Here is a 12,542-nt window from a genome sequence, read left to right as displayed (position 1 = left end):
TCCCATTATGCCTTGCAGGGAAGGCACTTTCGCTTATCAGCACACCATTTTCCGTGCTTCCGCACGAAAAATCCAGGCTAGGGAGCGCGGTATGACGGACAAACCGGCTCTTCGAGGTGAGCGGGCAGTGTCTGGTCAGAGGGCCGGCGTGTCGTCGAGGTGAGACACCCCCGGTGTCCGGAAATCTGGATGTTGCGAAACGTTCCGATTCGGTAAGGAGTACCAAGGGCGTGGCTGATGCTACGTCGTTGTTGGATCTGGAAGGTCTCGAGGCCAAGGCGGTCACTCGACTGGCCGATCGTTCTCGGGTGGTGGATGTGGTGACCGCTGGTCCAGGGGGTACGCGGTGCCCGGACTGCCAGGCAGTCTCGTCGTTGGTGAAGGGCCACGCAGTCACCCGGCTCCGCGATATCCGGTACGGCGATGGTCCAATCACGTTGTGTCGGAACACAATACGGTACTACTGACAGAACGATCGTGTGAGCGGCGCTCGTTCACCGGGTCGATCGCACAGGTGCCGCTACGACGTCGTACCACGACCCGGCTGCGGACTCAGATCGGCCGCAGTATCGGTGAGGCGACGCTTTCGGTAGTCGAGGTCGCCGCCGCGGCGGGCGTGTCGTGGCCGACCGCGCACACCGCGTTCGTTGAACACGCCGACAAACCGGTGCGGATCCTCGGGATCGACGAAACCCGCCGCGGCAAGCCCCGCTGGACCCACGACAAGGATGGCGCCGCTGGATACGGGTGGACCCGTGGGACACTGGGTTCGTCGATCTCGGTGGCAATCAGGGCTTGTTGGGGCAGGTCGAAGGACGCTCGGGCGCCGCGGTCACCGACGGGCTGACCGCTCAGCCCGCGCGGTTCCGGGACACGATCACCCACGTCGCGATCGATCCGTCGGCGGCGTACGCGGCAGCGGTCACCACCGAGTTGCTGCCGGACGCGCAGGTGGTGGCCGATCATTTCCACCTGGTCAAACTGGCCAACGACATGGTGACCGCGGTCCGCCGCCGGGTGCCCTTCGACGCTCATGGCCGTCGGGGCCGCGCACGCGACCCGGAATGGGCAAACAGGCGGCGACTGTTGGCGGCGTATGAACGACGGTTTCCCAAGTCTTTTTGCGAAGATGTGGAATGCGTTGATCGAGCGTGACCCCACTCACGAGATCATCGTCGCCTACTTCGCCAAAGAACTGCGGTCTTCTTTCCCTCGCACATCACGGAGCCAACGATGCTGAAATCCGCGACAAGCTCTACTCGTTCTGCACCTGGTGCGCCGACGCCAACATCCCCGAGGTCACAAGGTCGGCCTCCACGATCGAACCCTGGTGGCCGGCGGTGTTGGTGTTCCTGCGTACCGGAATCACCAACGCCCGCACCGAGGGCTACAACCGGCTTATCAAACAGGCCAAACGCGCGCAGCGGGTTCCGCAATACCGAAAACTCACACCGCCGGATACGGCGATTCCACTGCACCCGCGCCCAGCGGGCCAGCATCCAATTCCACTGCTGACCAGTGCCCGGCTAACCTCGAAGAGTCGCAAATAGTAAAAACACGACCACAGGGGGTCAATTTTCAGATGTCGAAAAGGGACAGATTTCACCTGCCGTTGACAGGAACCTACCACAGCTAGTGACGATTGCCCGTCGCTCAGTGGTTGTTGAAGCGGTTTCCTGTCGCGTCGCGCCACTGCGGATCAGCGTCGATCCAGCGCGTGATCGGGTGCTGGTCGCGGAGGTTCTCGATCTCCCCGCGTAGGCGGGTGATCTCCGCGCTCGCCGACTCGGAGTCGAGGTCGAGCGCGTCGTCGTGAAGGTCTTCGTAGTCACGGAGGCCGGTCACCTTGGTGACAGCGTCGAGCATAAACCGTTCCCGGGTGAGATTGGCGAGGAGCGTCGCTTGTCTGTCGGATGCCATGCGCTGAGCCTATTCGGTCGGCAGCATTGACGCTGCTCCTTTTGCCAGCACAGGTGCGAACCGTTCCTGGACTTCCATCATGCGAGAGCCGACGCTTCAGCGATGCAAGCGTCCGACGCTGACGGCAATTACGATCTCGGACAGATCGGCTGGTGCAATCGAAATCGACCGGTGGGCTTGAGGAGCTCGCGTACACCTGGAGGAGAGAACATTGAATGCCGCACACCGGCAACGCGTCATCGAAGGGGCAGAGGTAGCGGCTGCTCGACTAGAAGTCCCAACGAGACTGATCACTCTTCACCGAGACCTCCAGGGTGCAAAGATGCGTGACGGGTCATCGATCGGTCGGGCCAAGCAGAAGTCGCTCAGATGGGGCATGTTCCTACTTGTCTACGGGCAGGGTGAAGGCTTCTTCAACGAGATACTCGGTCTTCGAGACGAGGGCCGAACACTACCGGTCAACCCTGACAAGATCGCGCGCGAGGCCGCGCAGCGACACTCGGTGAGCTATTTAGCCGAGATTGGAGCTTGCGGACCCGAACTCTCCGCGGCATGCGAGGAAACACATCCGATCGGGAAACGTATATCGGTACACAACCAATGTGCCTGTACCTCGCGGATTATCCGCGGACACCCTCACGTGACGGTCTGCGTACAACCTCATATGTAGGTGTTCGGCGAGTCCTGACGTAACTCGCCCCGACTGGGGCCACCCTTCGAATCGTCCACCGCCCGTGACAGCCCGGTGAGGAATTACGTGACGAACAACCGCCTCAACCTGAGGAATTACATGACCGCTGACATCGGTCGAGCATGGCTGCGGCGACGGTGGTGTCGCCGAGTGCTTCGCCCCATTCGGCGACGGATCGGTTGGTGGTGATGATGATGGATGTTTTCAGATAGCGTTGGGCCACAACTTGAAACAGTGCTGATACGGCTTCGGCGGGCAGGGGCAGGTAGCCTAGTTCATCGATGACGAGCAGGGTGGGTCCGGCGAAGAATCGCATGCAGGTCGACCAGCGGCCTTCGATGGCGGCTTTGTGGCAGCGGGCGGCCAGGTCGGCGGCGGTGGTGACGTAGGTGCGGTAGCCGGCGTGTACGGCGGCGTGGGCCAGTCCGACGGCCAGGTGGGTTTTGCCGGTACCGGGTGGGCCCACGAGCAGCACGTTCGTCGCTGTTTCGAGGTAGCCGCAGGTACCGAGTTCTCGGATGAGTTGTGTATCGACGCCGGGTGTGGCCTCGAAGTCGAATCCGTCGAGGGTGGCCGGGGTGGACAGGCACGCGAACCGCAGCCGCCCGGCCAGGCGGCGGGCTTCGGTGGCGTCGACCTCGATGGCCAGGAGATGTTCGAGCATCTGGGTCATCGACCATTCCTGCTCACCAGCCCTCTGACCAGACACTGCCCGCTCACCTCGAAGAGACTGTTTAACTGGCCACGAGTGGGGACATCAAACTGGCCGTTGACACGGGGCCCGCTTCTTCGCATCGGTCATGCCTTTCCATCGACCGCACATTACAGTTGCTTGCACTGCGTTTCCCAAAGCCGCTCAAGCTCGGGGAACACCTCGGATCGAAATCAATTTCCGTTGTTTAACGGTGTCCAGTGCTGGTCCGGAAACAGGCGTGACAACTCTTCGATGGGAAGTTGTTTTTTGCGGCCGACAACACGGTCCCACACCAGACCCACATGATTAGCACTCGATCCCGCACCGTCCCAACGTTGGGCAGGAGTATCTGAGCAAGCGGCACAATTGGAGCTCAACTTGCGCACCGAACGGAAGTCGGACGGCTACACCGCGATCGGTTCGAGCGCGGAACTGTATCAATTAATATAGCGCCACACTCCGATCGGGTTCCGTCGGAAGTTTCGTATATCATAAGCGGAAACCGTACGGTAAGAATCCTGCGCTTCGGTAATCACTCGTGTTTGCAGAGGTGATTGATAACTCTCGTCACTTCGCCAAAGGGGATGCATAAGTAGCACGGCCCTGTCATTGCGTGATATCAGCGGGACACCCTCAATCGAACTTGCTGATGCACCCTGCAACGCTGCCGCTGCCGTGTCCATCCACGAGGTATAGCTTGGGAGCGAGCGCTTGGTTGTGAGATCGACGCCAACTGCCAGTTCGAGCATGTCGAGGGCCAAGGACCAGTCCAGAAGAGGGTGTCGGCGCGCGTTATTGTACGAACGAAGACAGTCTGGACACGACGAGTCGCAGTTGTCAGCGTGGCTCGGACTCTCCCAGTTACTTCTGAGTTCATCTAGCGCGTCGGAGAGCAGGTTCTTGAACGCTCCCGGATCACCGAGCTCAAGCGCGTAGCCGGCCCCGTTCTCCGCGGTATCGGCGAGGAACACACCAGCACCGACCTGCTCGGTGGTCTGGCCATCATTCCTGGTTGCTGGAAGCAGCATGGGGACTAGACCGGCGGCAATCTCGACTGGATCGAGGTCAAGAAACACCTGCGCTGCCCGGCGGAGCACCTCGGCGAACGATGTGTAGGCCGCCTTCCCTGATGGCAAGTCATAGAGTGCAATTGTCCCTGATCCGATGTCAAGTGGGCCCGGTGTTACAAGCAAGGCGTCAGTGACGCGCACCTCCCCGATTGTGTTAAGCGTGCCGATCGTCGCATTGGGTGTTTCAGCGAGCACCGACTTGTCCACCTGAGTGCGGAATTCGTACCCGCGGCCGAAGTTGTCATTAATCGTGACCAGCTGAGCCTGTTCGTAGAGATCAAGCTTGAGGTGCTGGAGCTGGGCCGACTGAGTGGGTGCTTCTCCGGGAATCAGCGCGGGAGACGAGGTTGTATTGAGGACTTCCTGGTCGTCGTTGAACGCGCGAGGCGAGTATGTGGTTCGGAACCCCCGAGGCTCGAACAGATTCATCTGTGTCATCGCGCTCCCGCACGCGGAGCATGTGGCCATAGCTGAAAGGGCGGTCTGGCCGCAGGTATCGCAAGTGCTCACAGGTCTCGCGTTGCCGATTGGGTCAATCGCGTCTGCCCGGGTGCCTCGCAGTAGATAGGCAGCGAATCCATTTGAGGTATGGACGAGGCCGTCCTTGACCACTTCGGCGCCCGGTGCGAAGTTACGTACCGCAAGCTCCAAGGCCCGGTCGCTGACCGCAAACCGTTCCATCTCTCTTCGTGTGTGGACGGGCCTGCTCCACAGGTTGCGCACTCTCGTTGGAAATCCGAACATTGGCACGACGCCGTGCCTGGCCAAAGCGGCGCTGAGCTCCGTATCGGCCGAGCCAGTCTCTGCAACCACTACACTATCGATTCGGTCGGCCAGCTCTATTCTGATGAAGTCGAGTACTGCCCTACGTTCAGATGCGGGGAGTGGCGTGTGTGCGGCGAGTCTTGAGACGACCGAGTCGACCACTGGGGACATGCGTAGCCAGTCAGATACGCCGCCGCGGAACAGTGGCCCCCACTCGTCGATCTGGCCGAATGTGCCGTGGTTGCTGTCTGGTGTCCAAGACGGAGCGGGGGACTGCGCTGCAAACGCTTCGAATAGGCACTCGCTGGCGACTACGCGCTGGACAATCCGTGTCCGTGCTAGGTCCAGGAACGGCTGAGGAGGAATGTCGCCAGTAATGCGTTCGGGCCGGTTGAAATAGTACTCATCGTGTGTCCGGTCTCGGCATATCGTCAGCGCGAAGCTTAGCGCCTGTCCGGATCGGCCCGCACGACCCACACGTTGCTGGTAATTGAATCGTTGCGGCGGCATGTTTGCCATGAGCGTCGACCGGAGCGAGCCGATATCGACACCGACTTCCATCGTCGTGGTTACCGACAGAACATCGAGTTCATCGGCAAGCTTGTTTTCGGAATCCGTGAATGCACCCTTGAACCATCGCTGGCGGTCTCGTTGGACAGCAAGCGGCTTTGTCTGGCCTGTCAACTCCGCGATAGCAAGGCGCCGCGGATCGCGATGTGCAAGCCACGAGTAGTAGTCGTCTGCCTCGACGGGAACAACGTGTTCTTCGAGGGCTGTGCCGAAGCACTGACGGTTGGCGCAGACTCCAAGGCTTGGTTGAAGATGGGTAAAGTTGCACTGGGTACAGCGCCACTCAGATTCGCCCGGTGGATGAAATACAAGCGTTGAGTCCGCTGAGGTTGTCTTGAGAAGCCACCCGCTCACTGCGCGTGAGACGGCGTCTCCGCCCATGAGTGCTATGAGCTGGTTGCCGAGATCATCCTCGTTCTGGTTCTGAATGCTGGCGACTGCTGCGAGGTACTTGCGAATGGGTGCCGGGGTTAGGGCCGTCGCGTCGGCCCCGCCGCGACTGCTGCCTTCGGTCCTGCCGATCAGGCCCAGAATTCTCAAGACTGTCTGCAGCAATTGGGCTTGTTGCTCGTTGTCCAGGGGTCCGTCGACGGGGGTCCATCCGGCTACCTCTATGCGGGCGATCCCGACAGACTCCAAATCGCGTCGGGCACGGTCGAACGTTGCGTCGACGACGGCCGACCGGAGGGCCGACTTGAGTTTCTCCTGACCCATCGTGAGTGGCGGTTCAGCCCAGAGACCGGGAGTGGGCGGTCGGAAAGCCCGGTACCAGGGAGTTTCGCCGTCGAGGAAATCCTCGAGCTGCTGGTTCCACGGGTCGGTGCCCCCCGGGTTCACACCCAGTCCAACGAGTACGCTAGTTACACGCTCGCACATAACGGTGAAAGGAACCGTCGGGATCGCGCTGAGAAGGACCTCAGCCTGATGGAGTGAAGTTTTCTCTGCTTCCGAGATCTCTATTCCTGCACGCTGTTTCATTCTTGCCGTCGCGGCCGGAACAAGCTCAGGGCGTGACTGAAGTTGCTGCTCGGCAATGATGGTGTCGAGAATTTCCAGAGGGTCGGCACCTTCGGCGAGTTCTTGCCGAAGAATCTGGCGGATGAGGTCTCGGTGATGATTTCGAGCAACACCGGCTGCGGTGCGGGCAGCGTCGTCTCGGCTGTCGGTGAAGACAATGGTCTTTGACCCGGCGCTGCTCTCGTAGCCCTGCCCTTCGTCGAGAGACCGAATGAGTTGCGACAGATAGAGTTGTGTCGCGGCGGCCGCGCCAGATGTGTGTGCCCGAATCGCAGATGTCACTTGTCCGGCCCTGAAGGTTCCCTTAGGAGCGCGGCCGCCAGGCCTATACCCGCAAGCGGGACAGCGGTCGGGGAGCGCGGGGATGCGGTCATCGGGGGTGTCCCCGGCAAAGATTAGCCGGGCCCCGGTTGCGGGTCCGCCAGTGGATGCGATGCCCAGCGAGGAGTTCCATGAGGTCGGCGAGAATGCCAGCTTGATGCCATCCTTGGTCCACGAGTCGTAGCTACTCAGCACGCCTGGCCGGTACCAGAAGAACTGCTTGGCGGGCCTCAGGAAAACGGGCTTGGCGCTTTGACTCTCATCCAGGGGAGTCGGAGAGAGCAGAGTGTCTGTGCCCTGAGATTCGATGATGTATCCGCCCAGGCTGATGTCGCCGCACTCATAGCAGTATAGAAGTTCCAGAACGCGGGCACCGCAGTCTGAGCATGCGCCCAAAGGCGTGCTGAAGAGTCGGCCGATCTGTCGGTCTTCGGAATGCTCGGAAACGCCAGAGCATTCCGCGTTTGTGCATGCCCACACACCGCGCGGAACCCTGACGAAGACGTGAGCGCGAATCGGAATCGGAGTTGTGCGTGCGACGGAGAGATCAGCAGTTGCGAGCTGCTCGAAGACCGCTCTGATGTGCTTGCCATCGGCGTCGGCAGGGAACAGGCGTTGCGCGACAGTGTCGAGTGACGTCGCCCGGTAGCGGTCTTCGGCCTCGTCGAGGCAGGCCGCAGCGATGGCATGTGTGAGGTCACCGGTGTCGATGGAGCCGACACTGAGTCGGTCAGCGTCCACGGTGTTGGGGGATGTGATCGGGATCTGCTGTCCGGGCTCGATTGTGAAGCTCTCGGGACTGACGCCGAAGAACTCCTCGAGGTACGTGCGGCCATCGCCTGTATCGGTGAGCGATGCCGACGTAGCGATGATACGCAGTTGCGGACTGTCGGTGGCGAGTCCGAGACGGCGAAGCAGCGCGCGCAGGATCATCGCCACCTCGCTGCCCTGAGTGCCGCGATAGAGGTGAAGCTCGTCGACCACAATCGTGAAAACGTTCTCGCTGTCTTGTGCGAGCCACGCTGCGGTCTGCGCGAAGATCTGTTCCTCGCGATGGCGCATCATCATCGTGTTGAGCATGGAGTAGTTCGTGACGAGGATGTCCGGCGCGTGCGCGATCATGTCCCAGCGGGTCAGCATTTCACCTGAGCGAGGATCAGGGAACTGACTGAGATCCACATCAGAGCGCCCCTTTCGCTGTGCTTCAACGAGAGAATCGTACTCCGTGGCGGAGGTGCGCAGCTCGTGCGCAACTTCGGCAACCTTCTGCTTGGACTTCTGGCCCGAACCGGTCGTATTGCCGGTATAGCGGCCGAACCAGATGGGGTGTAAAGGGTCATCGTCGCGGAGCTTGCGTATTGCCCTCCGCAAACGTGTCATCTGGTCCTCCACCAGTGCGTTGGTGGGATACAGAATCAGGCTGCGGACAGCGGGCGGGCGATCCTCGCTACTACGGATTGGAATCCAGTCAGGTTTCGCTGCTTTCCACCAGGGCGTGGTGTGCCCTTGGGGTTTCCACTGCGACGACTCCCGGACAAGCCTGAGGAGTAGCGGTAGCAAAAAGGACTCCGTCTTTCCCGAACCAGTTCCGGACGTGACAACAACATTGCGGCCGTCGGTGACTCCTGGGAGGAAGTGGTAGCGAATAGAATTGGCCTGATGCTCTCGGAGCGAGATGTCATCAATTGGCGCGTCAGGGAACAGCGCGCTCGCCACACGTCGAGTGACGGACGGTACGAGTCCCGCCTCAGAGGCGACGTCATCGAGGCGGGCGGTGTTGGCGTATGGCACGACCGGTTCGATCATCACTTTCCCGACGAGAGCACCTGGCTTCGCTAGAAGTGCCCGCCGCTCACTCATCACCGCGTCATTGTTGAGCCAGAACGCAGTGTCGAAGTACCTCAGATAAGTGTCGCGGAGTGATTCAGCAAGTGTTATCGGGGTAACGGGATCCATTCTAAGCCTTACGTAGTCAGTAGAGTTGTGAGTAGGTCTGCGCTGGATTTGTCGATCGCGGCGTATTGGAGGCAATTTCGCTTCTGTTTTGCGATGGTGACGGACTTCGCTTCAGGCAATCGCCCTGAGAAGGCAACTGCAGCACGCTCGTAGAGTCCTGGTAGCTCGCAGCCGCGAGGCGCAAAGACTGCCTCGGACTTCGCGATGTAGAACGTCAACGTCTTTCCGATAGCGTTGGCGGCCAGGTGTTTTGCTAGATGCACGCCGGTGATTGCCGCGGTACCTCCCGACACGTCGTCTTCGTCACGGTAGATGTAGAGGCTCTCAAAGCCGCGTTTGATCCGGTAAGCCCCGGGGCTTGAGAGATCACCTGTCGGCTCCCACGTCGCCGACGTGAGGTCATACCTTTCCGCGGACTCGAAGCCTGGCAGCGTGACCCGATCAAGTGCTGCTGCAACGTCCGATAAACGGGGCAATGCCTTGAGCAATGTGTAGCCAGCCCGCGGGACAACCGTCGCATCTTCAAATTCTGCAAGGCTTTCGAGCTTTGCGACGCCGAGTGGTAGCACCAAATTCTCTGTGGGGCCTGACTTCGGATTGATTGGGCTGATGGCGTCAGTCCCAAACTGGGATCGAATCGATTCGATGGACGGTCGAGACCACCTGCCGGTAAGTCGGTACTGGCCCCTAGATGTCTGTGCCACGCACGAGGGCGATAGTTCCCACCTCATGGGACGACCTCGTTGATCTCGCTCGATTGCTATGTGGCCGAGCGCTTCCAGGGTTTGTACAAAGGTACTCACGAACAGTGCGGAGCCCTCGAGTTGGCGGGCAATGTTGTCGAGAGAACTGATCGACCCGCCACCCAAATGAATCAGCGCGTCGAGTGCTGCGTTCCAGTCGATTATTGCTTCTGCAACCGGCGGGAGGTCAGTGACGGTAATTTGGGGATTTCCAGCGCCTGCTAGCTTCACGGCACCTGGGTTGCGGTAGCTCGGTAACCACCCTGGGTAACGCTTAACAAGCCCACATGAAGTGCATACTCCTTCGATAAACTTGGGTGCGTGGCCGCCGTAGGCAGTCGGGAGCTGGATGTGGTGAGCACCGGTCGCAACGCACGATTTTGGATCAGGCGTTCCGATGCTGACCCGCGCAACAGGGCGCACCTTGCGTGGTTTGCCCCACGAGACGGCACTGGTGGCACGCGCGGTAGTAGCGACCCCCGCACAGCCGTCGCAGGCTAGCCCGTCCACAATGATCTGCTCAGCTTCTTCCTCTGAAGCGGACAGAACGCCCAGCGGAGAGTCGAGGACGTATGTGAGTCTCGGCGAGCGATGCCATGCGAGCTCATCGAGAGCGTCGCCGGAGCGAAGCCTAAGTGAGATCTCTTGGTTAGGAGCCTTTTTCGAACCCACGAACAGCGATATTTGATAGTCGCCATCTGCCAGTCCGAGGCCAGCGAGCGGAGCAACGAGAGACCCCGTGGCCGACGTCCACGTCTCAAGGACTGCCTCGGTCTCAATTTCAGCCAGTGTTACACGCAATTCTGCTTCGCCTTGCACGGTCGCGCGAACCTCTGGTGGGCGGACTGTCGACCATTTCCGGACGCGAGACGGAATCTGAAGTCCTCCAGCAACGGTCAGCTGGTTGCGAGCAAGCGGTACAAGCTCATTGAACCGGGTGGAGGATGGTGCAGCGAAAAGCTGCACACCACTGAACAGTGCCCACCCGTCCGGGAGCCCATCGATTGACGTTGTCGAATCGAAGCCAGGACGCGCGCAATCGATGAGGACCCGCTCGACCTCCTGCACGACTCCGCCGGCAGCCGGGGCTGTCGCTGTCATTCGCACAAGAAGCAGCGCATCGACGCCGAGCTGCAGACGCTCGGCTTGTACATACGCAGATTGCAATTCATCGTAGATGAGGGGAACGACCTGCCGAGGGAACCGCTTGTACTCAAATCCACTGTCACCATCCGCGTGACGAAGCCGGACAAGCCCTTCGAGTATCGAGCCGAAGTCAATCGACTCGGTGTAGCCGGTGCGCCACAGTCCTGCCGTGCCAGGTGCGAAGCCGATAGCCGACCACTTACCTCCAGTTTCAAGGACCTCCATGTGCCCGTCCATCTCATCTGAGAGCGGGCGAAGCGCGAGTGAGAGGTCCAGTGACGACCCGAGGAAGCCGGCCCGAAGATTCGCCACGATGTGTGCACGTCCGCTGGTGGGCGCAGCTGTGGAGCCCTGTCGGACCCCGTCCCAGTTGGCGAGCTCAACCGCCGCAATCGTCGCGATTCGGGCGTGTGAGTCTGAGCGCTTCCAAAGGCGCCGCAGGTTGGCAGTCGCTGTTGTCGACTCTGCGGTCAGCCAAGTGCTGAGGTAGGTGGCAATATCGTCCGGTGCGAGCCGCATACCTGGGCTGAGGCCAAACTGACTGAACATTGCCGGAAATCGCTGCCGGTCAGCTTCCCGAACGAGAGCCTGAGACATCGGAAGCCCAACGTAGCGGTGGGTGAGGGCAAAAGCGGTCGGCACCCCGCGTTCACCCTCAAGGTTCTCAAGCCACCTGTTGACTCGTTTCCACAGAAGCTCCGCATCGTGCTGGTAACAGCGGCGGAGGGTGGAATCGTTATCTTTCAGCCCTAGTAGGCGAGCAAGCCGAGCATAGTAGGCGGTTGACGCAAGTCCCTCGTCCGTGTTGCCCATGTCCTCCGCGGCGACAACTGTTAGCGCCAGGAAGGCAAGGCATGGTGGCGGTTCCACAGAACGAAGCGGCCATCGACGGGTTCTGCCAGCTAGCTTCACCAGAGAGAAGCTGCCGCGGTCGACGGTGACGCCTTCCACGACCGCGGCGAGCGCCTTTCGAGGGTCCGACACGTCCTCATCAGCCGCCACGGCGACCTTTTGCAGAACGTCATCTTCGAGGTCCATGTAAGCCGGCACTGCGTCGTCGCACTCGGGGTAGATGACTTCCGCAACCGCTGCGTTCCAGGTGAGATACCGCTCCCACCGCTGGGTCGCGGAGCGCGTTGAGTCCATGCTGATAGCGCTTCCCCTCTGATCAACAGGTCCGCAGAAGTCGACCTCCGCGTTGTGCGGGTGACGATAGCGCAGGAGCATGACACAAGGCGGACATTTGAAGCAGGGTGACGAGCATCATTTGCCTGAGGTGCTAACTCGATTGGTCCGAGATGAGAACTGGCGTGTACGCCCGTGAGCTGGCGCAGCAACCGACATTGCAGGCCGGCGCCGATCCACGCTGATGCGGTGCCACTGGCACTCGGACGTGGAAGGGCGAAGCTGTCCACCTCGCCCGGACACCATCGAAATGAGAGAGGTCATACATGGGCATCGGTGCGGATGCGCCGAACGACCAGTACAGACCCCCGCTGTACGTCGACAGCATGCAGGACTTCGTGGCATAGGTGTCAACGGCGGGTGAAATCTGACCCCTTTTCGACGTCTGAAAATTGACCCCCTGTGGTTGTGTTTTTACTGTTTGCCCGGTTCGGGCGTGGTTGTGAGGAGTTCCCGCCGGGAAC

Annotated in this window: 6 protein-coding genes and 1 pseudogene; 2 read left to right on the top strand and 5 right to left on the bottom strand. The window is 60.5% G+C overall.

The features are described 5' to 3' along the window. Positions 1-520: 520 nt before the first annotated feature. The gene (locus ACLQ3C_RS21200) at positions 521-721 is read right to left on the bottom strand and encodes a hypothetical protein (RefSeq protein ID WP_425707074.1); all 201 of its coding nucleotides are present in this window, start codon (positions 719-721) and stop codon (positions 521-523) included. Positions 722-747: 26 nt separating this feature from the next. Between ACLQ3C_RS21200 and ACLQ3C_RS21195 the strand changes: the two genes are divergently transcribed. Both ACLQ3C_RS21195 and ACLQ3C_RS21190 read left to right on the top strand, forming a co-directional pair. Then, on the top strand, positions 748-1,155 hold the full coding sequence (locus tag ACLQ3C_RS21195; protein WP_425707073.1) for an ISL3 family transposase: 408 nt from the start codon (positions 748-750) through the stop codon (positions 1,153-1,155). Further along, a complete protein-coding gene (locus ACLQ3C_RS21190) occupies positions 1,152-1,550 on the top strand; it encodes a transposase (protein ID WP_425707072.1) in 399 nt (132 codons plus the stop codon). Before ACLQ3C_RS21195 ends, ACLQ3C_RS21190 begins: the two co-directional genes overlap by 4 nt. A gap of 103 nt (positions 1,551-1,653) precedes the next feature. Here ACLQ3C_RS21190 and ACLQ3C_RS21185 read toward each other — a convergent pair whose 3' ends face one another. The 4 genes and pseudogenes from ACLQ3C_RS21185 to ACLQ3C_RS21170 form a co-directional block, all read right to left on the bottom strand. Continuing rightward, positions 1,654-1,920: a hypothetical protein gene (locus ACLQ3C_RS21185; protein WP_425707071.1), complete on the bottom strand. Its 267-nt coding sequence runs from the start codon at positions 1,918-1,920 to the stop codon at positions 1,654-1,656. Between the two features lie 803 nt (positions 1,921-2,723). Next, positions 2,724-3,290: pseudogene (gene istB, locus ACLQ3C_RS21180) on the bottom strand (IS21-like element helper ATPase IstB); the annotation flags it as partial. 452 nt (positions 3,291-3,742) lie between these two features. Beyond that, positions 3,743-9,004 (bottom strand): DEAD/DEAH box helicase, encoded by a 5,262-nt coding sequence (locus ACLQ3C_RS21175; RefSeq protein WP_425707070.1) that lies wholly within the window; start codon positions 9,002-9,004, stop codon positions 3,743-3,745. A gap of 8 nt (positions 9,005-9,012) precedes the next feature. Next, complete coding sequence (locus ACLQ3C_RS21170) at positions 9,013-12,120, bottom strand: hypothetical protein (RefSeq protein ID WP_425707069.1); 3,108 nt, start codon at positions 12,118-12,120, stop codon at positions 9,013-9,015. Positions 12,121-12,542: the final 422 nt, after the last annotated feature.

Origin of the sequence: Gordonia sp. DT30 (assembly GCF_049844915.1) — a bacterium.
Lineage (GTDB): Bacteria > Actinomycetota > Actinomycetes > Mycobacteriales > Mycobacteriaceae > Gordonia.
Note: the sequence above shows the minus strand (reverse complement) of the source record. Positions and strands in the feature narration are given on the sequence as shown.